The sequence below is a fragment of the Halopseudomonas oceani genome, from assembly GCF_963677335.1.
Taxonomy (GTDB): domain Bacteria; phylum Pseudomonadota; class Gammaproteobacteria; order Pseudomonadales; family Pseudomonadaceae; genus Halopseudomonas; species Halopseudomonas oceani.
In genome coordinates this window covers 3896026-3920998 of record NZ_OY781932.1, presented here as the reverse complement: position 1 = coordinate 3920998, position 24973 = coordinate 3896026, and the positions used below count along the sequence as shown (strand labels likewise).

Genomic DNA, 24973 nt, shown 5'->3' with positions numbered 1-24973 from the left:
AGTGATCGGTTGCCGGGTGATCAGGCAACCGCGAACTGGGCCAGCAGGCGTGACAGCAGGCCCAGACCGACAACCGACCCGACGACGATGGCGATCAGGATCCAGACGCGAAACGGTCGTCGCTCGACCCGGTGAACCGGGGAGGACAGATACTCTTCAACGCGTTTCTGGTCTTCGGGATACAGTCGACTGGGCATCTGGGCGGCCTTCTTGTGGTCGGTGCAGTACGTTGCTGCGGGCAGGCTTGACTGACTTTGCGGTCATTCTAGACCCTTGCCCAGCCGATTGCATTACTCCTTTGGGTCTGCCTGCTATCATCGCTGCCATCGGATCAGGAGGTCGCCATGTTGTCCGCCACACTACTGACACCACTGCAGTCGTTGCTTTGCCTGCTGGTTTATGGTGCCGCCACGTTTTGGGCGCTGACCCGGGTCAGCTGGGTTGAGCTGGTTGCCGATAGTCGTCGCCAGCACCTGTTCTACGGCAGCGCCTTTGCCCTGGGTGTGCTCTGGCTGGTGCGGCGGGAGTTCGACAGTGGGCTGACCATCCACTTCATTGGTGTCACCGCAGTTACGCTGATTCTCGATTGGCCACTGGCGCTGGCTGCCGGTGCGTTGGCCCAGCTTGCGCTGGTGGTGCTGGGGCAGGATGACGCAGCTGCGCTTGGCGCTAACGGCATTCTGCGATTGCTGGTGCCGGTGCTGATCACCATTGGTATGTCGCGCGCGCTGGAGGCGCGTCAGCCGCGTAACCTGTTCCTCTATATCTTTATTAGCGGCTTTTTTGCTGCCGGGTTCAGCGCTGTTGGCACTGTGCTGACGGGGATGGGCTTGCTGCACTGGTCAGGTCAGTTGCAGCCACCGGATAGTCTGGTGGAGCTGTTGGGCTATCTGTTGCTGGTCATGTTTCCCGAAGGGTTTGTAAATGGTACGGCAATCGCCGCGCTAATTGTCTTTCACCCGGACTGGGTTGAGACGTTCAATACAGATCGCTACCTGCAAGCGCCACTGGACGACGATAAATCCTGAGACAGATCAATGTCGTGTGGCGCTCCCGGTGTTCAAATGAACGTCCATAGAGGAGAGATCACATGTCTGCTTACAAGATTGCACAACAGGTGATGGCTGAAGCCATCGAGAAGGCTGCTGCCGCGGGTTATGACGAGCAGGCGCTGGCACGGGCGCTGATGAGTGAAGTAATTGCTGTCTACAAGAAGGGGCGCACCCAGCAGGATATTGCCAGTGAGCTTAACTTCCTCGCCAACAACCTGGATGACGATGAGGAATACGCCTTCATGCGCCCCTGAGCGGAGCGCACGAATGCGTGCGGGCAGACAGTGGAAGGCGGGGTGCGGTATGCGGTTCGCTTTCCCTTCGACTGCTAGTCGCGGACCTCAATGACGCCGTCCGCACTGACCGTAACATCGGACTGACCACCCTCGACCTGCGGGGCTCCACCGGCCATGTCGGCGGCCATCATGACCTTTTCGGCGCGGTAGCGCATTGGCTGCATGTACTGGGTGTTGAGGTTGAGGTTGACGATCTTGTAGTCGCTGCCGCCTAGGCTGCGAGTCGCGATATCGGCACGGGACTTGAACGCTTCGATTGCCTTGGCGATCAGTTGGTCTTCGGTCTGGCGGCGGCTGTCGGCGGACAGGCTGAACTGCATGCCGCTGAGGCTGAGCTCTCCGAGCATCTCGCCGGTCAGCGCTGAGATGGCGGCAAAGTCGCTACCTTCGATGCTGATTTCGCCGCGTTCACGCCAGGCAACGATGTTTTCACCTTTCTCGTCGTAGACCGGGTGGCTGCTGCGATTGCCACTGCTGACGCGGATACCGCTGGCCTTGCGGGCGGTCTCCAGGCCAGCGTTAAGGCGGCGGGTGACGGTTTCGGCCAGTTTGGCCGGGTCGCGGTCCTGGGCTTCGGTAAAGAAGGTGACCTGCATGGTGTCGTGGTTAACCGCCTGCTCGACCTGCGCACGCAACGAGATCTGGTTGTAGCGGATGTCATCAGCCTGGGCTGCGCTGGCGAGCAGCGAACCGGCTAGCAAAAGGCCTGTCATTGGCAGAAACAGTTTACGCATGATGTTCTCCTTGGTCATCGCACGTTCAGACCTGAATAACCGCGGCAGGTTCCCGATTCTCCCGCGCACGGGTTTGTGCGACCCTGTGTCACCTCGGTCCCGCTGGGCGGGCTGTCTATACTGGAGTTTTTGCGTGCCGCACCGATCCCTCATGAGCCCCAATACTCTGGCCCTATCCCCCTCCAGTCAGAACCTCTGGCGTCTGGTTCTGATCCGCCTGCTGGTACTGCTGGCCCAAAGTGTTTCGGTGATGGCGGCCTACCTGAGCGGCTGGTTCCCGCTGCCCTGGACGCCACTGCTGATTACGCTGAGTGTGTCGGCAGGGGTGAGTATCCTCACGTTGCTGCGATTGCGCAGCAATTGGCCGGTAACCAGTATCGAATATGCGCTGCAGCTGCTGTTCGACATGGCTGTTCACAGCGTACTGCTGTATTACTCGGGCGGCCCGACCAACCCCTTCGTGTCCTACTATCTGGTGCCGCTGACCATCGCTGCGGCCACCTTGCCCTGGTTTTTTACTGCGGTGCTGGCGATTGTTGCCGTCACCGCCTACAGCGCATTGCTGATCTGGTATATGCCGCTGAATGCGTTTGAAATACCCGCAGGTGGGGGCTTGGTGAATTTGCACGTGATTGGCATGTGGCTCAACTTTGCCATGAGTGCCGGGCTGATCAGTCTGTTCGTCGTGCGTATGGCCGATGCCTTGCGGCTGCACGCAGACCGGCTGGCCGAGCGCCGTGAGCAGAGCGTGCGTGATGCCCAGTTGCTGGGGATTGCCAGCGTGGCGGCGGGCGCTGCCCATGAGTTGTCGACCCCGCTGTCGACCATGAGTGTGTTGCTCAAGGAGATCAGTAAGGACTATTCAGATCCGCTGCTGCAGGAAGATCTCGCGGTGCTGCAGGAGCAGGTCAAACTATGTAAGGAGAGCCTGCAACACATGGTGCGCAGCGCCGAGGACAGCCGCCGTCAGCCGGAGAAAATGCAGCCCGGCGATGACTGGCTGCGGGCGCTCCTGGCGCGTTGGCAACTGATGCGGCCGGAGGCCTCGTGGCAGTTGCAACCACTGCCTGAGGGTGAGGCGCCGCTGCTGCGCGCGACGCCCGAGCTGGGACAGGGCATTCTGAATTTGCTCAACAATGCCGCCGATGCCTGCCCGGACAATATTCAGATCAGTCTGCACTGGGACAGTAGTCAGTTGACCCTGCGTATCCGTGATCATGGCCCGGGTGTGCCTTTGCACATCGCTGAACAGCTGGGCACCGCTTTTGTTACCACCAAGGGCAAGAAGGGTTTCGGGCTGGGTTTGTTCCTCAGCCAGGCGGCGGTGTCGCGGCTGGGCGGGAGTGTAAAGCTGTTTAATCAGGATGGCGGTGGTACCCTGACCGAAGTACGGTTGCCGGTGGTGACAGGAGAGCTTTGATGACTGAAGAAATGAACCAGGAAGACCTGCCGTTGTTGTTGATGGTTGATGACGACCCGACCTTCACCCGAGTAATGGCGCGGGCGTTGAGCCGCCGTGGTCTGCAGGTTGAAACCGCAGGTGGGGCTGAGGAAGCCATGCGCATTGCCCGTGAGCGCCGCCCCGATTACGCGGTGCTGGACCTGAAGATGGAAGGTGACTCTGGTCTGGTGTTGATGCCGAAACTGCTGGAGCTGTATCCGGATCTGCGTATCGTGATCCTGACTGGCTACTCAAGCATTGCCACCGCTGTGGAAGCGATCAAGCGCGGTGCCTGCAACTACCTGTGCAAGCCGGCTGACGCCGACGACGTGCTGACCGCGCTGTTGTCGGAGCAGGCCGATCCCGAGTCTCTGGTGCCCGAACACCCGATGTCGGTTGACCGGTTGCAGTGGGAACATATCCAGCGCGTACTGGCCGAGCATGACGGCAATATCTCCGCGACCGCCCGGGCGCTAGGTATGCACCGTCGTACCCTGCAGCGCAAACTGCAGAAGCGGCCGGTGCGACGCTAGCGCGTCGCGCCAGCTGCAAGCCGCTCATAATGTGTTCGCCTGCTAGGCCGTCAAATGTTTCCTAAAAGACTTTGACGCCATTACCCGCCTCAAGAAAAACCGCGCGATTAGCATCAGCGCGGTTTTTTCTTGTAGCTTGTAGCTTGCGGCTAAGCGCGCGCCAGGGGCGCGCTCAGCCGTTCTGCCGAATACCCGTGATAATCCACGGTTGATTGTCGCCATCGGCGCGCTCCAGCGCCCAGCTCTCATCAAACCATTGGCCGGCGTCGTCGGCGCTATCACGATCCAGACCGTTGAAGCTGACGGTCACCAGGGTGCGTCCGTTGCTCTGGCTGACACCGTCCAGACGGGCGGTCAGTTCGTCCACGAAGCCGTTGGCAGTCGGTGGCTGCTCTTCGCGGGCGGCCAGCAGCTGTTGCAACAGCTCGGGGCTCAGGTATTCCGCCATGCCGGCGCTGTCACCGTCACGCCAGTGACGTTGCAGGGTGTAGAAGTGCTCTTTGGCCCCGCGCAGGAATACCTCGGCGTCGAACCAGGATGGTGCGTCAATCGTCGCAGGTGCTGGCGCGGCAGGTTGCGCGACATGTGCGGGTTCCCAGTTCTGTACCGGCTCGCGTGGCATGGCGGCACCACCGGCCGGTTGCCATTGCGGTTGGCGCTGCTGGGCAGCCTGCGGGCGACGGCTGAACAGCTTGAACAGGACAAAGGCGATCAGGCCGAACAGCAGGATGTCGAACAGCTGCAGGCCCTCGAAGCCATCACCGAACAGCATGGACGCGAGCAGACCGCCCGCAGCGATACCGGCCAAGGGGCCAAGCCAGCGGCTGGCACCGGAAGTGGCGGCGCCAGCAGTCTGTTGCTGGCGGCCGGGCGCGGCCTGCTGATCGCGTGGAGTGGCCTGGCGTTGCGCCGGTTGACTCTGATGGGTTGGCGAGCTGCCGAAGCTCTTGCCACCACCCAGACGACGGGCTTCGGCATCAGGTGTGCTGACGACAACCATCAGCATCACAGTGAAAAAGGGGAGCAACCAGCGCATGTAAAACCTCCGAATACAGGGGACGCCAAGTTTGCCAAAGAGGCGCAGGCAAGGAATGGCTTTAGTGTGTATGGTTGTTTCAGACAACCGAAATAAGCGGGAGAGTGACCATGTTTACAGCGATGCGTGCCGAGCGAATGGAGGGCTTGCACTTCTTTTCCGACGAGACGACCGGGCTGGAAGCCATTGTTGCGATCCATAACACCCAGCTTGGTCCGGCGCTCGGTGGCTGCCGTTACCTGGCGTACAACAGCGTCGAGGATGCCATTGCCGACGCCATGCGGCTGGCCCGTGGCATGAGTTACAAGGCCGCTCTGGCTGGACTGGCGCAGGGTGGGGGCAAAGCGGTGATTCTGCGGCAGCCCCACGTGGCCAATCGAGCGGCACTGTTCGAGGCCTTTGGTCGCTGTATCGAGTCGTTGCGCGGTGGCTATATCACCGCGATGGACAGCGGTACCAGCAGCGCCGACATGGACTGCATTGCCCAGCACACTGCCCACGTGACCAGTACGTCCCATGCTGGTGACCCCTCACCGCATACCGCGCTGGGTGTGCTAGCGGGTATTCGCTCGGCGGTGCGGGCCCGGCTTGGGCAGGATTCGCTGAGCGGAGTGCGGGTTACCCTGCAGGGACTCGGTAATGTGGGGTATGCGCTGGCGCAACTGCTGCAGGCCGAGGGGGCTGAACTGCTGGTGGCTGATCTGGATCAGGGCAAGGTACGGCTGGCAGAAGAGGAGCTGGGTGCCCAACCGTTGGCCCTGGACGCGGTTTTTGAGGCGCCCTGTGACGTGTTCGCCCCTTGTGGTTTGGGTGGCTCAATCAATCAGCGCAGTGTTGCTCAGCTGCGTTGTGCCGTGGTCGCAGGCGCGGCGAACAATCAACTGGTTGATGCCGAGATGGCGGACCAACTGATGATGCGTGACATTCTTTATGCGCCGGACTACGTGATCAATGCTGGCGGCCTGCTGCATGTAGCGCTGACGCACCAGGGTGTTGGTGCCGGTGAAATCGCGGGCCGGGTCAAAAACATCGGCAGTCGGCTTGACTCGATCTTTGAGCAGAGCCGTGCCGACGGTCAGTCACCTGCCGTGGTGGCTGACCGGCAGGCGGAGCAGCTGCTTTACAGCGAGGGTAGGTTCTGATCACTCCAGCTTGAAGCGCTGACGCATCCGCTTGTCGAGGATCGAGGTGGGCAGCCAGCGCTTGAGGCGCACCATGCTGCGTGCGCCGGAGCCGATTAGTACGTTCTCAGGACGCACCGGGTTACGGATGTAGCCGAGCAGCTCGCGGGCAAAGTCCTTCGCACTGGTCGAACGGGCGTTCTGCGAGGCTTTGGCACGTGCCTGTACGGCCTTTTCCCAAGGTTTGAACCAGGAACTGTCGGCCATGGTAATCGCCGCGGTGGCGTTGTTGCCGAAGTCCGAGGCGATGGCGCCGGGCATGACTGTCATGACCTGAATGCCGAATGGGTGCAATTCCATGCGCAGTGCATCGGAAATCGCATGCAGCGCTGCTTTGGACGCGCAGTAGACCCCGGAGAACGGCGTGGTGGTAACGCCGGAAACACTGCCGATATTGACGATCAGACCCTTGGCGGCGCGCAGTAGCTCGGCGCTGTCGCGCACCAGCTGCAGCGGGGCAAAGACGTTGGTGTCGAACTGGCGCAGCAGGGTGTCGCGATCAGCATCCATGATCGGGCCCATGGCACCGTACCCGGCATTGTTGACCAGCAGGTTCAGACGCCCGGCCTGCTCGCGAATCTGCTCGACACACTGCTGACGCTGAGCTGCGTCATTCACATCGAGTTCGATGGCGATGGCGCCCTTGTCGGTGAGCGGGGTCAGGGTGTCGATGCGTCGCGCGGCGGCAAACACCTGATAGCCCGCGTCCAGGCAGGCCAAAGCGAGAGCCTGGCCAATGCCGGACGAACAGCCGGTGATCAGGGCGACGGGTTGGGTCATGGGTAGGGCTCCTTATTGTTCTTCGATAAAGTCGGCACGCACCGCGTCGGCGCGGTACTGCAGCTCTGATTCACGATATCCGCGACGGAGCCGCGGAAGACTGTAACAGACCAGGGTGTCGGCACCAGGCAGCAGATCGGGGCCCAGGGTGAAGCGCTGATCGCTGCTGGCAACGTCGACCAGATTGGAGTTGTAACCGGGCTGGTTGACCCATAGCTGCCAGCTTATATTGCGCGCGGTCAGTTCACCGCCGTTGTGGATGCGGACGGCCAATGGCTGACCGAACGGACAGTCAGCGGGCTGGTAGCTCAGATCGAAGGCGAGATGGTCGATGCGCTGGCTTTGCTGCCACTGCAGCACACCCATGATTGCACCGAGCAACAGGCCGAGGCCGGCGACTACCGCACTTACCGGCAGCATGACCCGCGGAAAACGCAGCAGCAGTACCAGCCAGATCAGAAACAGGGCTATGCCATAAGGCATGATTCGGTCCTCCTTGGAGCAAGCTACAACTCTAGCAAGCTGCAGGGGGCGGCGGCGACCACTGAAACAGCTCGCAACTGTTCTGCCAGCAGCGCACGCTGAATTGTTCAAGCGGTTCAGCGCGTAGCGTCGCCAGTTCGGCGGCGATCTGTGGGAGCAGGGCGGGGCTGTTGCGTTGCTGGGCCTGGAAAGCGGGAGCCATGTCGGGCGAGTCGGTTTCCAGCACCAGTTGATCGGCCGGCAGCTGTGCAATGGTCTGGCGCAGCCGGGTTGCCTGCGGCCAGGTGGCAGCGCCTCCAAGGCCGACTTTGAAGCCCAGCTTGTGGTACTCGCGGGCCTCCTCCGGGCTGCCGCTGAAAGCATGGATGATGCCGCCGCGCACGGGACGGTAGCGCTTGAGTATGGCGATCACATCGGCGTGGGCGCGGCGCACATGCAGCAGGCTGGGCAGACGGCAGTCGACCGCCAGTTGCAACTGGGCCTCGAACAGGTGCTTTTGGGCGGTACGGTCTGCATCCTTGTCCCAGTAATCCAGCCCGTATTCGCCAACGGCGCAGCAGCGCGGATCGTCCAGGCGGTCGGCCAGAGCCTGCTGCAGTGCTGTGATGTGCTCGGCACGGTGCTCGCTCATAAACATCGGGTGCAAGCCAAAGGCGGCGAACAGGTTGTCGTGCTGCCGACAGAGTTGCCAGACCCCGTCCCAGTTGGCACGGGTGACGCCCAGCACCACCAACCGCTCGACGCCAAGACGCGCGCAGTCGTTCAGCACCTGATCGCGATCGGAGTCGAAGGCAGCGAAGTCGAGATGGGTGTGGGTGTCGATGTAGCGCATGGGGGAACGCTACGCTCACGCGTAGCGAGCTGCAAGCCGCTTTGCGGCGCAGCTGCAAGCTACAAGCTACAAGCGAAAAGCGAGGATAGGCTGTGGGCCCTGTGGGATTGCGGTGGGGGTTATCGCGGTAGTTTGCAGTTGCAGTGCCCTCAAACCACCCGGGCAGCTGGTGACCGCACGGGTGTTACTTGCAGCTTGAGGCTTGTAGCTTGCAGCTGAGCCGCGTAGCGGCTCAGTGATGCTCTCGCGTAGCGCGGAAGTTGATTTCCGGCCAGCGCTCTTCGGTCAGGCTGAGGTTGACGCGGGTCGGCGCCAGGTAGGTCAGGTGACCGCCGCCATCGACCGCGAGGTTCTCGGTCGCCTTCTTGCTGAACTCGTCGAGCTTCTTGCTATCGCTAGACTCGACCCAGCGGGCGGACCAGACGTTGACCGGCTCGTACATGCACTCGACCTTGTACTCCTGCTTCAGGCGCTCGGCTACGACGTCGAACTGCAGCACACCCACCGCGCCGAGGATGATGTCGTTGTTGCGCTCGGGGAAGAACACCTGGGTGGCCCCTTCCTCGGCCAGCTCCTGCAGACCTTGACGCAGTTGCTTGGATTTCAGCGGGTCTTTCAGGCGCACGCGGCGGAACAGTTCCGGGGCGAAGTGCGGAATGCCGGTAAAACCGATCTTCTCGCCTTCGGTGAAGGTGTCGCCGATCTGGATGGTGCCGTGGTTGTGCAGACCGATGATATCGCCAGCCCAGGCTTCTTCCAGATGCTCACGCTCGGCAGCGAAGAAGGTCAGCGCGTCGGCGATGCGTACTTCCTTGCCGGTGCGCACGTGGTGCAGCTTCATGCCCTTTTCGTAGCGGCCGGAGCAGATACGGACGAAGGCGATGCGGTCGCGGTGCTTGGGATCCATGTTCGCCTGAATCTTGAACACGAAACCGGTGAACGGCGCTTCGGTCGGCTGTACTTCGCGCTCGTGGCTGGCACGCGGCTGTGGCCGCGGCGCCCAGTCAACAATGGCGTCCAGCACCTGATCCACACCGAAGTTGCCCAGGGCGGTACCGAAGAAGACCGGGGTCAGTTCGCCCTTGATAAAGGCGTCCTGATCGAACTCGTGGCAGGCACCCTGAACCAGCTCCAGCTCTTCAACAAAGTTGTCGTACAGATCGCCCAGATGGGCACGAGCTTCGTCCGAGTCCAGGCCATCGATCACTTGCTGCTCGGTGCGCTCGTGGCCGTGGCCCGGGACGTAGACGATGATCTTGTCTTCGGCCAGGTGGTAGACGCCCTTGAAGTCGCGGTAGCAGCCAATCGGCCAGGTGATCGGTGCGGCCTTGATGTTCAATACCGCCTCGATCTCGTCGAGCAGTTCGATCGGGTCGCGGATGTCGCGGTCGAGTTTGTTGACGAAGCTGACGATGGGCGTGTCGCGCAGGCGGCAGACGTCCATCAGCGCGATGGTACGTGGCTCTACACCCTTACCGCCGTCGAGCACCATCAGCGCTGAGTCGACCGCGGTCAGGGTACGGTAGGTGTCTTCCGAGAAGTCTTCGTGGCCGGGGGTGTCGAGCAAGTTGACCATCGCGTCGCGATAGGGGAACTGCATCACCGAGGTGGTCACCGAAATGCCCCGCTCCTTTTCCATTGCCATCCAGTCGGAGGTGGCATGGCGGTCGGATTTACGCGACTTGACCGTTCCGGCCACGCTGATCGCCTGGCCCATTAGCAACAGACGTTCGGTGATGGTGGTCTTACCCGCATCCGGGTGGGAGATGATGGCGAAGGTGCGCCGTTTGGCGACTTCTTTTTCGATGGCGTTGGACATGTCGGCTACTGAGTAGTGGCGGGACGCGGTCGCTGCGCTGTGCAGCCCGGGTCCGGACGAGGCTTGAAAAATAGCTGCGTATTGTCGCTGATCGGGCGGGGGATGACAAAGGCTAAAACGTGTACAGCGCCCGGTGTCGCCCGCCAGCAGTTTGAACTACCATTGCGGTCACGAGTGAGGGCGACCATGCACGACGATTTTGGCGACAACCTGCGGCTGCTGTGCAGCTACTACAAGTCCACCGCCGAGGTGTGTCGACGGCTGGGTATCAACCGCCCTCAGTTCAATCGCTATTTGAACGGCATCAATCGACCGTCCGACAGCACCATGCGGCGGCTGTGCGACTTTTTCGGCGTTGAAGTACACGAGATTTTGCTGCCGCACGGGCAGTTTCAGCGGTTGATCCAGGTCCGTCCGCAGCAGGGCGAGCGAGCGGCGTTGGTGCCGTTACCGCCCGACTCGCTGGAGCAGCAGTACCTGCAGCGGCTGAATAGTGTCGGCCAAAGCGGGTTAGACAAGTATCTGGGCTACTACTTCGAGTACTACCTGTCGATGGCCTATCCCGGCAGCATCCTGCGCACGCTGGTGTGTCTGGAAGAGCACGACGGCAAGACCTATTACCAGCGCACCGAGCGCATTCGCGAGCGGCCGGGCAGCAAGCCGTTTCATGGCGTGTATCGCGGCATGGTGCAGTTTCTGTCGGACCGTATCTTTCTCGCCGACTATGAAACCCTCACCAACTTCGAGATGACCCAGACCGTGCTCTATCCTTCGTTCCGCAACCGGGTGGATCGGCTGACGGGCCTGCGTATCGGTGTGTCCGGTAGCGGCGAGCGGGTGCCGTGCTGTACTCGGGTGCTGTACGAGTATCTCGGCCGGGAGGTGGATCGCCAGCGGGTACTGGCGCTGTGCGGGCTGTACGCCTGTGATGACCCGGCGCTGGATGCAGATATCCGGGCGGCGATCCGCAATGACATCGGCCCGGGAGAGTGGCACTTCCGGGCGCGGTTTTAGATCGACCGTTCGTCGCTCAGGTTGAGTGACCAGTCGCGGATCACGGCTGCCGCGTCGCGGCCACCCGCGAGCAGCCAGTGCAGTTTGCAGAACGCCGCTTCCGGCGTCATGTCACCGCCACTCAGCACACCCTGATCCACCAGACCTGCGCTCGCGGCATAGGCGCCGGGGCTGATGCCGCCCTGCAGGCATTGCGTCACGTTGACCACCACCTTGTTGCGGGCGCTGGCGCGTTTGATGAAGGCGGCGAACGCCGGATCGCGACTGGGTACGTTGCCGGCACCAAAGCTCTGCAGCACCACCGCTTTGCAGGCGTTGTCGGCCAGAATCGCGTCGTACAGGACTGCCGGCATCGAGGGATGCAGGCAGAGCATGGCAACTGCGCCCGGCTGGAAGTCGAGGGCGGCGGCTTCGCGCGGATGACGGCTGGCGATCTCTTCGCCAAGCAGTCGCTCGGCATGGAGCTGCGGGCGGATATTGAGTTCGGCCAGCGGCGCCGCATTGGGGGTGTCGAAGGCCTGAAACTGCTGGCTGCTGACCTTGCGCAGGCGGCTGCCGTTGAGCAGTCGGTTGTTGAACACCAGGCCGACATTGCGCAGCCGTGGCCCTGCCGCCAGTTGCAGCGCCGCTTGGAGGTGGGCCACCGCGTCGCTACGCGGCAGGCCAAGCGGCACTTGGGAGCCGGTAAACAGCACGTTGCGTTCGCTGGCGCCGAGCATGAACGACAGCGCCGCGGCGCTATAGGCCATGGTGTCTGTGCCGTGCAGAATGATGAAGCCGCGGTAACGATCCCAATGCTCGGCCAGCAGACCGGCCAGTTGTTGCCAGTGACCGGGCGTGAGGTCGGCGCTGTCGATCAGCGGGTCAATTTCCAGCAGGTCAAAGGCGGGCAGCTGTTGCAGGCTGCTGCCCAGTTGCTGTTCGATCCGCTGGCGCAAACCGGGGGCCGGTGCCAGCCCGTGTGGGCCGGGCACCATGCCGATAGTACCGCCGGTGTGCAGGATCAGCACCTCGCTGGTCATGAGACCGCCTTTTGCGGGGCCAGCATCGACTGCGGGCTCAGTAGAAAATTGAGTTCCGATTCGCTCATCAGGTTCTCGTCAATGATCAGGGCCTTGACCGTGCTGCCGGTCATCAGCGCGGTGTGGGCGATGCGCGAGGCGTTGCTGTAGCCGATGTGCGGTACCAGCGCGGTGATGATACCGATGCTGTTTTCGACGTGGGCGGCGCAGGCCTGCTCGTTGGCGATAATGCCACGAATGCAGCGATGTTCGAGCATCTGGCAGGCTTCCTTGAGCATCTTCAACGAGTTGAGCAGGTTGTAGATGATCATCGGTTCCATCGCGTTGAGCTGCAGCTGACCAGCCTCGGCGGCCAGTGTCACCGCCAGATCGGCGGCGATGACCTGATACGCGGTCTGGTTCATCGCCTCGGGAATTACCGGGTTGACCTTGCCCGGCATGATCGAGGAGCCCGGCTGCATCGGTGGCAGCTGAATCTCGCCCAGGCCGGTACGCGGGCCGCTGGAGAGCAGGCGTAGGTCGTTGCTCATCTTGCTCAGCTTGATCGCCAGACGCTTGAGGATGCCAGAGAAGAAAACGAAGGCGCCCATGTCGGAGGTCGCTTCGACCAGGTTGCAGGCCGGGACCAGCGGCTTGCCCGACACCTCGGCCAGCCGTGCGACCACTTTGGCCGAGTAGCCGTCCGGGGTGTTGATGCCGGTGCCAATGGCGGTGCCGCCGAGGTTGACCTCACACAGCAGCGCGCAGGCTTCGCGGATGCGGTCGATGTCTTCACCGAGGTTGACGGCAAAGGCGTCGAACTCCTGCCCCAGCGTCATCGGAACGGCGTCCTGCAGCTGGGTGCGCCCCATTTTCAGGATGTGCGCGAACTCGCGGCCCTTGTCTTCCAGTGCAGCCTTCAGCGAGGCCAGCGCGGGCACAAAGTTGTCGGCGGCAAACTGGATGCCGAGGCAGGCCGCGGTCGGGTAGGCGTCGTTGGTCGATTGCGAGCGGTTGACGTCGTCGTTCGGGTGCAGGTAGCGGTACTCGCCACGACCGTGCCCCAGCTTGGCCAGCGCGACGTTGGCGATCACCTCGTTGGCGTTCATGTTGGTCGAGGTGCCGGCACCGCCCTGTATGACGTCGACGATAAACTGATCGTGATACAGACCGCTGGCGATGTCTTCGCAGGCGGAGACGATGGCGTCGGTCTTCTCCTGACTGAGCAGGCCGAAGTCGCGGTTGGTCAGCGCCGAGGCCTGTTTCACCTGCGCCAGGGCCTGGATCAGCTCCGGGAAGTGGGAAATCGGCACCCCGGTGATGGCAAAGTTGGTTGCCGCACGCAGGGTCTGGATGCCGTACCAGGCATCTTCGGGTACATCGAGATCACCAAGTAGATCGTGTTCTGAACGGGTATTCATGGATGTGCTTCCAGAGGAAACGGAGCGCCGGGGGCCCGGCGCTCGGGGCAGGGGTCAGTGGTTGTCTTTGCGCTGGCTGGCCGGCCAGGACTCGTGGTCCAGATCCAGGTCGGCGTACTCTTCTGCGTGGAAGGTAGGCGTCTTGTTGCCGCTCTTGAGCTGGCGGTCGTAGTCCGCGAGCACGCGTTTGCCGGTCTTGAACAGCAGGGTCAGGGCAATCAGGTTGACCAGTGCCAGCAGGCCCATGGTCAGGTCGGCGAAGCCGAATACGGTGCCCAGATCCATGATCGCGCCCAGACAGCACAGGCAGATCACTACTACCCGGAAGCCGTTCATGACGAACTCGTTGCTGCGGCCGGAGGTCAGGTAGCTGACGCTGTTCTCGCCCAGATAGTAGTTGTAGAGCACGGTGCTGAAGCCGAACAGCAGCATGGCGATACTGACGAACACGCGGCCCCATTCGCCGATATGGGTTGCCAGCGAGGCCTGGGTCAAGGCCACGCCCTGACTGGCGTCGGCCAGCGCCGGGTCATACGCGGTGCCCATCAGAATGATCAGTGCGGTGCAGGTGCACAGCACGATGGTGTCGATGAACACCGAGAACGACTGCACCACGCCCTGATTGGCCGGGTGCGGGACGAAGGCTACCGCCGCCACGTTGGGCGCGCTGCCGAGGCCCGCTTCGTTGGAGAACAGGCCGCGCTTGACGCCCATCAGGATCGCCGCGCCGATGCCGCCGCCAACCACCGGGCCAATGCCGAAGGCGCTTTCCACGATCAGCTTGAGGGTCGCGGGAATCTCGCTGAAGTTCAGACCGAGTACCACCACGGCGATCAGCAGGTAGCCGCCAGCCATGATCGGCACCAGCACTTCCGCGACCTGGGCGATACGTTTAACGCCGCCGAAGATGATCAGGCCGACCACCAGCGCCAGACCGATGCCGCTGTAGTACAGCGGAATGCTGAAGGCATCCTGCAGCGAGGTGGCGACCGCGTAGGATTGCAGGGCGATAAAGCCGATACCGAAGGTCACCAGCAGCAGCACCGAGTACACCACCGCCAGCCACTTCCAGTTGTGACCCAGGCCGCGTTCGATGTAGTGGGCCGGGCCGCCACGGTAGGCGCCGTCCGGCTCGGCGGTTTTGTACAGCTGGGCGAGGGTACATTCGATAAAGCTGGTCGCCATGCCCATCAGGCCGACAACCCACATCCAGAAGATCGCGCCGGGGCCGCCGAGGGTGATGGCCACCGCTACGCCGGCGATATTGCCGCCGCCAACCCGGCCGGCAACCGACAGGATCAGCGCTTGAAAGGAACTGAGGTGGCGTCCATCCGCCTCGTGGTGCTTAGCCGTGAGGATGCCGAACATCTTGCCGAAGTAACGAAACTGAACGAAGCGGGTGGCGATGGTGAACCAGACTCCGATGCCGACCAGCATGGCAATCAGAATCTTGCTCCACAGCAGGTCGCTGAGGGCGGATAGCATGATCTACTCCTTTCGGTGAGCCGAATTTTATTGTCGGTTGGGGAGGCTCATTGAAACGCGCGAGTACGCGCTTGGGGAGTTTGTAAGCTGATACGAAAAGACGCTATCTGATGCTCATAAAGCATCAGATAGCGTCTGTTTTTTTACTGTGTCAGGCGATCTGTTCCAATGCCTCGTCGCGCAGCACCACTAGCGGCTGACCGGCCTGTACCCGCCCACCGGGCTGCTGCAGCACGTGGGTTACCACGCCATCGCACGGCGCCTGCAGCGGGATCTCCATCTTCATTGATTCCAGAATCAGCAGGGTTTGCCCGGCCTTGACGGTATCACCGACCTTGACCTCGGCCTGCCACAGACTGCCGGACACCGGGCTGTCGACGCCGACGCTGTCTTCCGGCCAGCTGACATCCTCGTCGCTGCTTTCCAGCTCTTCGCTCTCGAAGTTGAACTGGCCGTTGGCGTGCCACTGGCGCAGTTCTTCGGCGAACGCGGCGTTGCGCTGCTGCTTGAAGGCGTCGATGTCATCGGCGTTGTCGGCAATAAAGGCTTCGTGTTCGGCCAGGCTGAACTGGCTTTCCTCGATGCGCAGCGGATAGCGGCCCTGCGGGAAGTCGCGGCGAATCTGCTGCAGCTCCTCGTGGCTGACTTCATAAAAGCGGATCTGGTCAAAGAAGCGCAGCAGCCAGGGCTTGCTGAACTCGCGGGTCTGGCGGTAGCGGTTCCACATCTGCAGGGTACGACCGACGAACTGATAACCGCCGGGGCCTTCCATACCGTAGACGCAGAGGTAGGAGCCGCCGATGCCGACCGAGTTCTCGGCGGTCCAGGTGCGCGCCGGGTTGTACTTGGTGGTCACCAGACGGTGGCGCGGATCGGTCGGCGTGGCTACCGGCGCGCCGAGGTAAACATCGCCCAGGCCCATAACCAGGTAGGACGCCTCGAACAGCACCTTCTTGACGTCGTCGATGCTGTCCAGCCCGTTGATGCGGCGGATGAACTCCAGGTTGCTCGGGCACCAGGGCGCGTTCTTGCGCACCGACTGGGTGTATTTCTCGATCGCCAGCTGGCAGGCCTCGTCATCCCACGACAGCGGGATATGCACGATGCGCGAGGGCACCACCAGCTCGTTGAGGCGTTCCGACAGTGCCTGCTCGGCCTTGAGCAGGTGATCCAGTAGGGCGTCATGGCTCAATTGCTGGCTGTCGAAATGCACCTGCAGCGAGCGGATGCCCGGGGTCAGTTCACGCAGCCCCGTCACCGGGTTCTGCTGCAGCCACTGCATCAGTGCGTGGGCGCGGAAACGCAGGCGGATATCCAGCATCTGCTCGCCGTACTCGACCAGCAGGAAGTGGTCGCCGGCGGCGCGGTAGACGATCTCGTCGCCGAACTGCTCGGCGGGCAGGCGCTTGAGTATCGGTGTGTCTACCGCCACCGGTTGCCAGTCAACCGGCTTGGCGGCGAGTGCGTCGATCTCGCTGATCTGCGCCGCTTCCAGTGCGACCGCCCGTTCGATGCTGACCGGCACGAAGCGGACCTTGTCGCCAGCGCGCAGCTGGCCGAGCTTCCACAGGTCGGCGGTAATCACGGTCGCGGGGCAGACGAAGCCACCCAGTGACGGGCCGTCCGGGCCGAGGATCACCGGCATGTCGCCGGTAAAATCAACGGTGCCGAAGGCGTAGGCGTTATCGTGAATGTTGGACGGGTGCAGGCCGGCTTCGCCGCCGTCCTTGCGCGCCCACTCCGGTTTCGGGCCGATGAGACGGACCCCGGTGCGGCTGGAGTTGTAGTGGATTTCCCAGTCGGTGGCGAAGAAGCTATCGATGTCCTTGCCGGTAAAGAAGTCCGGCGCGCCATGCGGGCCGTAGATCACCCGCAGCTCCCACTGGTTGCTGATGGTCGGGCGCAGCTCGCTAGGTACTTCAGCAGGAGCAACCGCGCTGACACCTGCGCTCAGGTGCAGCACGTCACCGGTGCGCAGCGCGCGGCCGTTGTGGCCACCGAACTGGCCGAGGGTGAAGGTGGATTTGGAGCCGAGGTAGTCCGGGCATTGCAGGCCACCGAGCACCGCCAGATAGGCGCGGGCACCGGCGTCCTTGATGCGACCGAGGGTCAGGGTTTGACCCGCAGCGACGTCGACCACCTGCCAGGCGGGAATCGACTGGTCATCCAGTTTGGCGTCAATCGCCGCACCGCTCAGCACGATCTGGCTGGCGCTGGCAAAGCGCAGGGTCGGGCCCTGCAGGGTGATTTCCAGCCCGGCCGCGTCGGCCGGGTTGTTCAGCAGGCGGTTGCCGAGGCGGAAGGCGTAGCTGTCGAACGGACCGGACGGCGGCACGCCGACATCCCAGCTGCCGGTGCGGCCCGGAAAGTCCTGAATGGTGGTCTGGGTGCCGGCAGCCAGCACGTCGATACGCGCCGGCTGAAAGCGGAAGCTGTTGAGGTAACGGGTGGTGACCTCGCCAGCCAGCAGCGCCGGATCGCGGGTCAGCGCGCGCAGGTAGTCGAGGTTGGTTTCGCTGCCGTACAGGCGAGTCGCGTCCAGCGTGTTCTGCAGTTTGGTCAGCGCCGCAGCGCGGTCCTCAGCGTGGACAATAACCTTGGCCAGCATGGGGTCGAAGTAGGGCGGTACTTCTAGCCCGGATTCGATCCAATGATCGATGCGGATGCCGTTACCGGACGGGAAGGCCACTTCGCTGAGCAGGCCGGCGCAGGGCTGGAAGTCGCGAAACGGGTCTTCGGCGTACAGGCGTACCTGAATGGAATGGCCCTTGGGCGCGAGGCTGGCGCGGCGAGCGTTCAGGTCGAGTTCTTCGCCGGCGGCCAGGCGCACCATCCATTCAACCAGGTCGACGCCGTACACCTCTTCGGTGACGCCGTGCTCAACCTGCAGGCGGGTGTTCACCTCAAGAAAGTAGAACTGGTGGCTGTCGGCGTCGTAGATAAATTCGACAGTGCCGGCGTTGCGGTAGCTCACGCTGGACAGCAGTTTCTCGGCGGTAGCGTGCAGCTCGCTGCGCACCGCGTCGCTCAGATTCGGTGCAGGGCATTCCTCAACTACTTTCTGATTGCGGCGCTGGCTGGAGCAGTCGCGCTCTCCCAGCGCCAGTGCGCCGCCCTTGCCGTCGGCAAACACCTGCACCTCGATATGCCGGGCGCGGGCGATGAATTTTTCCAGGAACACGCCATCGTCGGCAAAGTTGCTGGCGCCAAGGCGCTTGACGCTGTCGAAGGCACCGGCCAGTTCGTCTTCGCTGTGGCACAGCTGCATGCCGATACCGCCGCCACCGGCGGTGCTCTTGAGCATGACCGGATAGCCGATACGCGCGGCTTCTGCTTTGGCGGAAGCCAGATCGGTCAGCAGGTCGGTGCCCGGCAGCAGTGGCACATTAGCCTGCTCGGCCAGCTCGCGAGCGCGGTGCTTGAGACCAAAGGCCAGCATCTGTTCGGGCGTCGGGCCGATGAAGGCGACACCTGCGGCCTCGCAGCGGCGCACGAAGTTGGCGTTCTCGCTGAGGAAGCCGTAACCGGGGTGGATGGCCTGGGCGCCGGTCTCGGCGGCGATGGCCAGCAGTTTGTCGACCTGCAGATAGGTGTCGGCGGCGGCGCCTTCGCCGAGGCTGTAGGCCTCGTCGGCCAGCCGCACGTGCAAGCTGTCGGCGTCGCATTCGGCGTAGACGGCAACGGAGCCGACGCCGAGCTTGCGCAGGGTGCGGATGATACGGGTGGCGATGGCGCCACGGTTGGCGATCAGAACCTTGTTGAACATGTCGCTAGCCTTTGCCGGGCCGTCCCAGGCTGCTTCTTACGACAGTGGTCGTCCACTGAAGATGTTGTGTCTCGTTGCGTCGCCGCTGCTTAGTTCCAGACGAGGAGTTCTACCGGCGTCGGGTTATACCCATTGCACGGGTTGTTCAGCTGCGGGCAGTTGGAAATCAGGATCACCACGTCCATCAGCGCGGTCAGCTCGACGTATTTGCCGGCGCCGGAGATGCCGTCTTCAAAGGTCAGGCCGCCTTCGGCGGTCACCGGGACGTTCATAAAGAAGTTGATGTTGTGGGTGATGTCCTGCTTGCGGATGCCGTATTCCGGGTGTTCGGCGACCGCCAGCATCCAGCTGTCACGGCAGGAATGCATGCAGCGCTTTTCCAGGTCGTAGCGCACGGTATTGCTTTCGCTGGAGCAGGCACCGCCGAGGGTGTCGTGGCGGCCGCAGGTATCGGCGACGATTTCCAGCATCGGGTTGTTTTCGTTCGAGCGAATCACCGAACCGGCGGTCAGGTAGACGTTGCCCTGTTCGCGGATGGTGTCGGTGGCGCTGTAGCGCTCGACCGGGTTGGCGGCGCTGAAGAACAGAGTGTCGGCGGCCTGATTGCCTTCCAGGTCCAGCAGGCGCAGGGTCTGACCGGCCTTGACGATGCCGATGTAGTAATCGCCAGCGCCGATGGTGGTGCGCGAGGCGGCGTTTTCGGGGAGCAGGGAGCTGTGCTTGATCATGGTGTCCTCGCTTACTTGCCCAGGTGGTACAGGGCGTTGTTCTGGAAGCCGCGCTGGTTTTCCGGGCGGAAGTTGCGGCAGAAGTCGTCATCGCTGACCGGTGCGGCCTGGCTCAGCTCGATGCGCACCGGCGTGTAGGGGTAGCTTTCAGCGCTGCTGAGCGGGTGCGGGCAGGTATGCAGCAGCACCAGCGTGTCCATCTCGAAACGCAGGGCCACCTGACTGCCCGCCTTGCTGTGGCCGCTGACCAGTTGCATGCGGCCTTCGTCGTCGGTGGCGACCTTGCTGAACAGGTTCAGGTTGGCGGCCATGTCGGCGCGGCCCAGGCCGTACTTGGCCAGCTCGACGAGGAAGGCGTCGTAGCCGTTCTGGTGCCATTCGTTACGGGCGTTCTGGTAGTCACGCGCGCCCCAGCGTTCGGCCACCTGAGCGGCGTTGCTGTTGCCGCAAACGCTTTCGTGCCAGCCCAGATCGTCTTCGACGATGGAGGCGAAGATGCGCCCCATGTCGGAGTACAGGCAGTTGCCGCGGGTCAGTTTGAAGGTGTGCTGGCCCTTCAGGGTGTCTGGCGCGTTGTAGCGCTCCAGCAGGTTTTCCGGGTTGTAGAACAGCATGCCGACGTTGGCGTTGCCGGCCAGGTCAGTCAGGCGCATCAGGGTGCCCTTGCGCACGCGCAGGGACCAGTGGCTGGCGCCGGGGATGTCGGTGGTGTAGGTATTTAGCGTCATCTGCCTTGTCTCCGTGGTTCGGTGGCTCAGCTGGCGGCTTCGGCCAGCAGCGGGGCAATGGTTTGTTCGGTGGTTTGCGGCGCCGGCTGCCGAGCGCTATGGTCGATCGGCAGGTCGTAGGTGATGGTGGCGCCAAAGGCTTGCGGTGCGTGCGGGTCGTGCCGCACCTTGTCGAACACCCACAGGCGGGTGCCAAGGTGAAAGCCTTCCTTGATGTCGTGGGTGACCATAAAGATGGTCAGCTTGTGTTCCTGCCACAGGCGCAGCACCAGTTCGTGCATGTCGGCGCGGATGCCGGGATCGAGTGCGCCGAAGGGTTCGTCCAGCAGCAGAATGCGCGGCTTGCCGAGCAGCGCCTGGGCAATCGCCAAACGCTGTTTCATGCCGCCGGACAGTTCGTGCGGGTACTTCTTCAGCGCGTGGCCAAGGCCTACCTCGGTGAGAATCGCTTCGGCGTCCTGCCGGGCCTGCTTGCGCTTGCTGCCGAACAGGTAGCCGGTGAGGCCGCGTTGGGCAAAACCGACCGCCGCCATGACGTTCTCCAGCACGGTCATGTGCGGGAACACCGAGTACTGCTGAAAGACGATGCCGCGATCTGGGCCGGGTTCGGAGGCAATCGGCTTGCCGTCGAGCAGCAACTCGCCGCTGGTCGGTGATTCGGTGCCCAGCAGCATTTTCAGAAAGGTGCTCTTGCCGCAGCCGGAGGCGCCGACCAGGGTGACGAACTCGCCTTCGGCGACGTTGACGTTGAGACGCTCCAGCACCGGGTTGCCGTCGTAGCTCTTGCCGACGTTCTTCACTTCAATCATCAGTGGGCTCCTTGGGCATTCCACGGGAACAGGCGGCGCGACAGGGTCGCCAGCAACCAGTCGAAGAGGAAGGCCAGCAGGGTGATCCAGGCGACATACGGCAGGATCACGTCCATCGACATGTAGCGGCGGACCAGGAAGATGCGGTAGCCCAGACCGTCGGTGGCGGCGATGGCCTCGGCGGCGATCAGGAACAGCCAGCCCGCGCCCAGCGACAGACGCACGGCGTCGATCAGCTTGGGCATCAGTTGCGGCAGCAGCACGCGGACCATGATCTGGCTGGTGTTGGCACCGAGGGTCTGCGCCTTGACCAGTTGCTCGCTGGGGATTTCCTGGGTGCGGCGCTGCAGGTCGCGGGCGATGAACGGGGTGATGCCGATGGCGATCAGGATCACCTTGGAGGCTTCACCCAGGCCGAACAGAATGAACAGCACCGGCAGAATCGCCAGCGGCGGTATCAGTGACACCACCGTCAGCAGCGGGCTGACCCCGGCGTGTACCAGCGGCAGGGCGCCGGTAAACAGGCCCAGCGCCAGACCAATGGCGGCGGCGATCAGCACGCCCAGCGCGAGGCGCTTGAGGCTGCTGGCGGTGTCCTGCCAGAACAGGTATTCGCCGGTGCGCTTGCTCGGCTCCAGTGCCATGCGGTCAATGGCGGCGCCCATCTGGCTGAAGGCGGGCAGCAGCTTGTCGTTGGCGTTCTCGGCTAGCCGCGCGTCCGAGGCCACTACGTAGAGCAGGAGCAGCAGGGCGAACGGCAGCAGGCCGAGGAACAGTTTGCTGGCTGGTGGCGGAGTGAGGTTGATCAGTCGCTTCATATGCATCCCGCTAGGGCGCGCAGCCGCGCCCGGTGTGTTTCAGGGCTCAGAGCGCGCCGTCGGCAGCCATCTGTATGTAGGTCGGGTCAAAGCGCAGCTTCAGGTTGCCACTGTTGCCGTAGTCGCCGGCAGGCATCTGCACGCCGATGAAGCCGGCGTCCGGTGCGCCGTCACCCAGCAGGCCGTGGTCGAAGGAGAACTCGGCAACGTACTGCATGGTTTGTTTGAGCTGCGCACTGTTGGTCAGCTCCAGTGCGGCGGCCGGGGTATAGAACATCTTGGTGGCGGCGAGCTGGGCTTCGTAACCGGCCAGATCGGTGCCGGAGGCTTCAGCCATGTAGCTGCGGGCGGCGACACCCTGCTCGCTGTCGCTGCTCATGGTCGCCATGATTTCGTACCAGGCGCCGGTCAGTGCCTTGCCCAGTTCAGGGTGTGCGCTGAGGGTATCGGTGTTGATGACCAGCAGGTCGATGATTTCGCCCGGAATCTGCGCCGAGTTGAACACCACGGTGCTGTTCGGTTGCTGGCTGATTTCGCTCAGCAGCGGGTTCCAGGTCGCGACCGAGGTGACATCGTCGGTGCCGTAGATAGCGACCATGTCGGCGTCCGAGGTGTTGACCACCTGCACATCGGCTTCACTTAGACCTACCGAGTCTAGTGCGCGGGCCAGCAGGTAGTGGGACACGCTCAGCTCGACCAGATTGACGTTCTGGCCCTTGATGGCGGCCAGCTCGCTTTCGCCCTTGAGGATGATGCCGTCGTTGCCGTTGGAGAAGTCGCCGACGATCAGTGCAGTGCTGTCGACGCCGCCGGCGGCCGGAATGGTCAGCGCATCCATGTTGGTCATGGTGCAGGCATCGAACTCGCCAGCGCTGTACTGGTTGATGGACTCGATGTAATCGTTGATCTGCACCACATCAATGTTGATGTCGTACTTGTCGGCCCATTTCTTGACGATGCCGCTTTCGGCGCCGTAGGCCCAGGGCATCCAGCCGGCATAGATCGACCAGCAGACCTTGAAGCTGTCCTGTGCCTGGGCGGCGGTCGACAGCAGCAGGGAGCTGAGTAGCAGGGCGGAGAATCTTTTCATCGGGAACCTCTCAGTCAATGTCACGTGGAGCACTCCTGGCAGTGGTGCCAATCGTCTCCCGGGCTTTTATCCCGCCGTGTAACCTTTGTCTGAAAGGTCGAGTGCTCTCGGACCAGGCACCGCTACAGCGGCCGGAACCCTAGCGCTCTATTTGCAAATTGTGAGTTGCGCAGTAGTACGGAGTGCGAACGCTGAGTACAAAGCAATATGCAGACCAGAATGGGCAATGCCCCGTAACACGCGGGATAGAGGCAGTGGCACCAGTGCGGTGCAATGAGGTTGTGCACGGTTGTGGTGCTGCGCTCGCTTTTGGTGCGTCATGCCGGTGCGGCTGGCGGGCGGGCTTATAGGCGGGCAAACCCGGCCGTATGGTCGAAGCGGGCAAAAGAGAGAGAGGTACGCACAGCCCCAGTGCGCTCTTTCTGATCGCTGCACCGTGCAAACGCATGCTCGATACAGGTTTAACCCGCTCGGTATTGGCTTTATTCCATTTAATCAGTGACTTGAGAATTCTGGCACAGGCCTTGCTGCCAACCCCCTGTGTCGGCCATCCCAATGGTGGGAGCGCTGACCACACAGAATTTTCGGGCAAAGGCGTCCACCAACATACCTGCATCAGCAGCTGTGTTTGTGGACGCCTTTTTTTGTGCGCGTTTTTTGGGGGCGTAACCATGGGGATGACACTGCGGGCAGGGGTAACCGGGGCATGGGTGATGGGAGCGATGCTGGCGATGGGCAGCAGCGTGGTGCTGGCTGAGGCAAATTCGATCAGCGAAGCGGTTACCGGCGGCAAGGCGGGGCTGGACCTGCGTTATCGCTACGAGTATGTGGATCAGGATGGCATCGACAAGAGTGCCGGTGCATCAACGCTGCGCACCCGCATCAACTTTGCTACTGCGCCCTATCGTGGCTTCGGCGCGTTTGTTGAGGCTGATGACGTCACCGTGATCGGCAGCGAGCGTTACAACAACGCTACCGGCCTGCCGAGTGCCAAGACCCAGTATCCGGTGGTCGCCGACCCTGACGGCACTGAAATCAATCAGGCCTGGCTGAGCTATGCCGGTCTGGACGCCACCACCCTGAAGTTTGGCCGTCAGCGCATCATCTATGACAACGCACGGTTTATCGGCAACGTCGGCTGGCGTCAGAACGAACAGACCTACGATGGCTTCAGCCTGAGCAACAGCAGCCTGGCCGACACCACCCTCAACTATGCCTACGTCTACAACGTGAATCGCATCTTCGGTGAGGACTCGCCGAAAGGTGATCTGGATACCAAGGCCCATTTCGTCAATCTGGCCTATGGCGGTTTTGATCTGGTCAAGGTCACCGGTTACGGCTACTTCCTCGATCTGGAAGACACGCCAGCCGCGTCCAACAAGACCCTTGGCCTGCGTCTGACCGGCGCCCCCAAACTGACCGAGCGCACCAGCCTGAGCTACGCGCTGGAGTACGCCCGCCAGAGCGACTACCAAGACGGCAGCAACATCGGCGCCGATTACTGGCTGGCGGAGTTGGGTGTGAACGTCGGTGGTCTGCAGCTGCTCGGTGGCTACGAGCTGCTGGGCGCGGACGACTCCGCTTTCAGCACCCCGCTGGCGACCGGTCATGCGTTCAATGGCTGGGCTGACAAGTTTCTCAATACTCCGGCCAACGGGCTGGAAGATCTCTACCTGCAACTCGGCGGCAGTCTCGCCGGGTTCAAGCTGCAGGCGGTCTACCACGACTTTTCCGCCGACAAGGGCGGCGCCGACTACGGCAGCGAACTGGATCTGCTGGCAGCGCGCAAGTTTGGCGACGTCACCCTAGTCGCCAAGTACGCCAGCTACAACGCCGATGAATTTGCCACCGACACCGACAAGCTCTGGCTGATGGCGCAGGTTGCCTTCTGAGCCGCGGGCCTTTCACTGATCACTGTTTAACGGA

At 62.5% G+C, this 24973-nt stretch carries 23 protein-coding genes and 1 riboswitch; of the genes, 7 read left to right on the top strand and 16 right to left on the bottom strand.

Translation table 11 applies throughout. The features are described 5' to 3' along the window. Positions 1-20 precede the first annotated feature (20 nt). On the bottom strand, positions 21-197 hold the full coding sequence (locus tag ACKPCU_RS18125; RefSeq protein ID WP_104738939.1) for a DUF3094 family protein: 177 nt from the start codon (positions 195-197) through the stop codon (positions 21-23). 147 nt (positions 198-344) lie between these two features. Here ACKPCU_RS18125 and ACKPCU_RS18120 point away from each other — a divergent pair, with 147 nt between their 5' ends. Further along, positions 345-1028, top strand: a complete 684-nt coding sequence (locus ACKPCU_RS18120) for an energy-coupling factor ABC transporter permease (protein WP_321348841.1) — start codon at positions 345-347, stop codon at positions 1026-1028. Between the two features lie 62 nt (positions 1029-1090). Further along, entirely contained in the window at positions 1091-1306 is a 216-nt protein-coding gene (locus ACKPCU_RS18115; protein WP_104738937.1) for a hypothetical protein, read from the top strand. A gap of 74 nt (positions 1307-1380) precedes the next feature. Here ACKPCU_RS18115 and ACKPCU_RS18110 read toward each other — a convergent pair whose 3' ends face one another. Then, on the bottom strand, positions 1381-2082 hold the full coding sequence (locus ACKPCU_RS18110) for an SIMPL domain-containing protein (RefSeq protein ID WP_104738936.1): 702 nt from the start codon (positions 2080-2082) through the stop codon (positions 1381-1383). Positions 2083-2233: 151 nt separating this feature from the next. On the opposite strand from ACKPCU_RS18110, the gene ACKPCU_RS18105 reads away from it, so the two are divergent. Further along, entirely contained in the window at positions 2234-3502 is a 1269-nt protein-coding gene (locus tag ACKPCU_RS18105; protein ID WP_104738935.1) for an ATP-binding protein, read from the top strand. Beyond that, positions 3502-4056, top strand: a complete 555-nt coding sequence (locus ACKPCU_RS18100) for a response regulator transcription factor (RefSeq protein ID WP_104738934.1) — start codon at positions 3502-3504, stop codon at positions 4054-4056. The genes ACKPCU_RS18105 and ACKPCU_RS18100 overlap by 1 nt, the downstream gene beginning before the upstream one ends. Positions 4057-4228: 172 nt before the next feature. On the opposite strand, the gene ACKPCU_RS18095 is transcribed toward ACKPCU_RS18100, so the two are convergent. Continuing rightward, positions 4229-5092 carry a Tim44 domain-containing protein gene (locus ACKPCU_RS18095; RefSeq protein ID WP_321348835.1) on the bottom strand — a complete coding sequence of 288 codons (864 nt, stop codon included), beginning with the start codon at positions 5090-5092 and terminating at the stop codon, positions 4229-4231. Between the two features lie 110 nt (positions 5093-5202). Between ACKPCU_RS18095 and ACKPCU_RS18090 the strand changes: the two genes are divergently transcribed. Next, positions 5203-6234 (top strand): Leu/Phe/Val dehydrogenase, encoded by a 1032-nt coding sequence (locus tag ACKPCU_RS18090; protein ID WP_104738932.1) that lies wholly within the window; start codon positions 5203-5205, stop codon positions 6232-6234. On the opposite strand, the gene ACKPCU_RS18085 is transcribed toward ACKPCU_RS18090, so the two are convergent. The 4 genes from ACKPCU_RS18085 to ACKPCU_RS18070 all read right to left on the bottom strand — a co-directional run bounded on the left by ACKPCU_RS18085 (position 6235) and on the right by ACKPCU_RS18070 (position 10187). Beyond that, on the bottom strand, positions 6235-7053 hold the full coding sequence (locus tag ACKPCU_RS18085; RefSeq protein WP_321348832.1) for an SDR family oxidoreductase: 819 nt from the start codon (positions 7051-7053) through the stop codon (positions 6235-6237). It lies immediately after the preceding gene. Between the two features lie 12 nt (positions 7054-7065). Then, on the bottom strand, positions 7066-7536 hold the full coding sequence (locus ACKPCU_RS18080) for a multidrug transporter (RefSeq protein WP_321348830.1): 471 nt from the start codon (positions 7534-7536) through the stop codon (positions 7066-7068). 31 nt (positions 7537-7567) lie between these two features. Then, positions 7568-8368, bottom strand: coding sequence for a TatD family hydrolase (locus ACKPCU_RS18075; protein ID WP_321348828.1), 801 nt, complete (start codon positions 8366-8368; stop codon positions 7568-7570). A gap of 232 nt (positions 8369-8600) precedes the next feature. After that, positions 8601-10187: a peptide chain release factor 3 gene (locus ACKPCU_RS18070; RefSeq protein WP_321348826.1), complete on the bottom strand. Its 1587-nt coding sequence runs from the start codon at positions 10185-10187 to the stop codon at positions 8601-8603. A gap of 186 nt (positions 10188-10373) precedes the next feature. Here ACKPCU_RS18070 and ACKPCU_RS18065 point away from each other — a divergent pair, with 186 nt between their 5' ends. Beyond that, positions 10374-11201, top strand: a complete 828-nt coding sequence (locus ACKPCU_RS18065; RefSeq protein ID WP_321348825.1) for a helix-turn-helix transcriptional regulator — start codon at positions 10374-10376, stop codon at positions 11199-11201. Here the strand turns inward: ACKPCU_RS18065 and ACKPCU_RS18060 are convergent. The 9 genes from ACKPCU_RS18060 to ACKPCU_RS18020 all read right to left on the bottom strand — a co-directional run bounded on the left by ACKPCU_RS18060 (position 11198) and on the right by ACKPCU_RS18020 (position 23047). Then, positions 11198-12223 (bottom strand): asparaginase, encoded by a 1026-nt coding sequence (locus ACKPCU_RS18060; protein WP_321348824.1) that lies wholly within the window; start codon positions 12221-12223, stop codon positions 11198-11200. The two genes, ACKPCU_RS18065 and ACKPCU_RS18060, sit on opposite strands and share 4 nt — an antisense overlap. Continuing rightward, entirely contained in the window at positions 12220-13623 is a 1404-nt protein-coding gene (locus tag ACKPCU_RS18055) for an aspartate ammonia-lyase (protein ID WP_321348822.1), read from the bottom strand. Before ACKPCU_RS18055 ends, ACKPCU_RS18060 begins: the two co-directional genes overlap by 4 nt. 54 nt (positions 13624-13677) lie before the next feature. Continuing rightward, complete coding sequence (locus tag ACKPCU_RS18050; protein WP_321348820.1) at positions 13678-15108, bottom strand: alanine/glycine:cation symporter family protein; 1431 nt, start codon at positions 15106-15108, stop codon at positions 13678-13680. 151 nt (positions 15109-15259) lie between these two features. Further along, complete coding sequence (gene uca / locus ACKPCU_RS18045) at positions 15260-18874, bottom strand: urea carboxylase (protein ID WP_321348818.1); 3615 nt, start codon at positions 18872-18874, stop codon at positions 15260-15262. An 89-nt stretch (positions 18875-18963) separates the two neighbouring features. Next, complete coding sequence (locus tag ACKPCU_RS18040) at positions 18964-19602, bottom strand: urea amidolyase associated protein UAAP2 (RefSeq protein ID WP_321348817.1); 639 nt, start codon at positions 19600-19602, stop codon at positions 18964-18966. Positions 19603-19613: 11 nt separating this feature from the next. Next, positions 19614-20330 carry an urea amidolyase associated protein UAAP1 gene (locus ACKPCU_RS18035; RefSeq protein ID WP_321348816.1) on the bottom strand — a complete coding sequence of 239 codons (717 nt, stop codon included), beginning with the start codon at positions 20328-20330 and terminating at the stop codon, positions 19614-19616. Positions 20331-20356: 26 nt separating this feature from the next. Beyond that, a complete protein-coding gene (locus ACKPCU_RS18030) occupies positions 20357-21139 on the bottom strand; it encodes an ABC transporter ATP-binding protein (protein WP_321348815.1) in 783 nt (260 codons plus the stop codon). After that, the gene (locus tag ACKPCU_RS18025; protein WP_321348813.1) at positions 21139-21957 is read right to left on the bottom strand and encodes an ABC transporter permease; all 819 of its coding nucleotides are present in this window, start codon (positions 21955-21957) and stop codon (positions 21139-21141) included. The genes ACKPCU_RS18030 and ACKPCU_RS18025 overlap by 1 nt, the downstream gene beginning before the upstream one ends. Positions 21958-22003: 46 nt before the next feature. Then, positions 22004-23047, bottom strand: coding sequence for a putative urea ABC transporter substrate-binding protein (locus tag ACKPCU_RS18020; protein ID WP_321348811.1), 1044 nt, complete (start codon positions 23045-23047; stop codon positions 22004-22006). A 53-nt stretch (positions 23048-23100) separates the two neighbouring features. After that, positions 23101-23201: riboswitch (guanidine-I (ykkC/yxkD leader) on the bottom strand. Positions 23202-23718: 517 nt separating this feature from the next. On the opposite strand from ACKPCU_RS18020, the gene ACKPCU_RS18015 reads away from it, so the two are divergent. Continuing rightward, positions 23719-24939 carry an alginate export family protein gene (locus ACKPCU_RS18015; protein ID WP_321348809.1) on the top strand — a complete coding sequence of 407 codons (1221 nt, stop codon included), beginning with the start codon at positions 23719-23721 and terminating at the stop codon, positions 24937-24939. Positions 24940-24973 lie beyond the last annotated feature (34 nt).

Excerpts from the sequence above, each read along its gene's own strand:
- ACKPCU_RS18125 (WP_104738939.1), bottom strand. The coding sequence starts at position 197 with ATGCCCAGTCGACTGTATCCCGAAGACCAGAAACGCGTTGAAGAGTAT.
- ACKPCU_RS18120 (WP_321348841.1), top strand. The coding sequence starts at position 345 with ATGTTGTCCGCCACACTACTGACACCACTGCAGTCGTTGCTTTGCCTG.
- ACKPCU_RS18115 (WP_104738937.1), top strand. The coding sequence starts at position 1,091 with ATGTCTGCTTACAAGATTGCACAACAGGTGATGGCTGAAGCCATCGAG.
- ACKPCU_RS18110 (WP_104738936.1), bottom strand. The coding sequence starts at position 2,082 with ATGCGTAAACTGTTTCTGCCAATGACAGGCCTTTTGCTAGCCGGTTCG.
- ACKPCU_RS18105 (WP_104738935.1), top strand. The coding sequence starts at position 2,234 with ATGAGCCCCAATACTCTGGCCCTATCCCCCTCCAGTCAGAACCTCTGG.
- ACKPCU_RS18100 (WP_104738934.1), top strand. The coding sequence starts at position 3,502 with ATGACTGAAGAAATGAACCAGGAAGACCTGCCGTTGTTGTTGATGGTT.
- ACKPCU_RS18095 (WP_321348835.1), bottom strand. The coding sequence starts at position 5,092 with ATGCGCTGGTTGCTCCCCTTTTTCACTGTGATGCTGATGGTTGTCGTC.
- ACKPCU_RS18090 (WP_104738932.1), top strand. The coding sequence starts at position 5,203 with ATGTTTACAGCGATGCGTGCCGAGCGAATGGAGGGCTTGCACTTCTTT.
- ACKPCU_RS18085 (WP_321348832.1), bottom strand. The coding sequence starts at position 7,053 with ATGACCCAACCCGTCGCCCTGATCACCGGCTGTTCGTCCGGCATTGGC.
- ACKPCU_RS18080 (WP_321348830.1), bottom strand. The coding sequence starts at position 7,536 with ATGCCTTATGGCATAGCCCTGTTTCTGATCTGGCTGGTACTGCTGCTG.
- ACKPCU_RS18075 (WP_321348828.1), bottom strand. The coding sequence starts at position 8,368 with ATGCGCTACATCGACACCCACACCCATCTCGACTTCGCTGCCTTCGAC.
- ACKPCU_RS18070 (WP_321348826.1), bottom strand. The coding sequence starts at position 10,187 with ATGTCCAACGCCATCGAAAAAGAAGTCGCCAAACGGCGCACCTTCGCC.
- ACKPCU_RS18065 (WP_321348825.1), top strand. The coding sequence starts at position 10,374 with ATGCACGACGATTTTGGCGACAACCTGCGGCTGCTGTGCAGCTACTAC.
- ACKPCU_RS18060 (WP_321348824.1), bottom strand. The coding sequence starts at position 12,223 with ATGACCAGCGAGGTGCTGATCCTGCACACCGGCGGTACTATCGGCATG.
- ACKPCU_RS18055 (WP_321348822.1), bottom strand. The coding sequence starts at position 13,623 with ATGAATACCCGTTCAGAACACGATCTACTTGGTGATCTCGATGTACCC.
- ACKPCU_RS18050 (WP_321348820.1), bottom strand. The coding sequence starts at position 15,108 with ATGCTATCCGCCCTCAGCGACCTGCTGTGGAGCAAGATTCTGATTGCC.
- uca (WP_321348818.1), bottom strand. The coding sequence starts at position 18,874 with ATGTTCAACAAGGTTCTGATCGCCAACCGTGGCGCCATCGCCACCCGT.
- ACKPCU_RS18040 (WP_321348817.1), bottom strand. The coding sequence starts at position 19,602 with ATGATCAAGCACAGCTCCCTGCTCCCCGAAAACGCCGCCTCGCGCACC.
- ACKPCU_RS18035 (WP_321348816.1), bottom strand. The coding sequence starts at position 20,330 with ATGACGCTAAATACCTACACCACCGACATCCCCGGCGCCAGCCACTGG.
- ACKPCU_RS18030 (WP_321348815.1), bottom strand. The coding sequence starts at position 21,139 with ATGATTGAAGTGAAGAACGTCGGCAAGAGCTACGACGGCAACCCGGTG.
- ACKPCU_RS18025 (WP_321348813.1), bottom strand. The coding sequence starts at position 21,957 with ATGAAGCGACTGATCAACCTCACTCCGCCACCAGCCAGCAAACTGTTC.
- ACKPCU_RS18020 (WP_321348811.1), bottom strand. The coding sequence starts at position 23,047 with ATGAAAAGATTCTCCGCCCTGCTACTCAGCTCCCTGCTGCTGTCGACC.
- ACKPCU_RS18015 (WP_321348809.1), top strand. The coding sequence starts at position 23,719 with ATGGGGATGACACTGCGGGCAGGGGTAACCGGGGCATGGGTGATGGGA.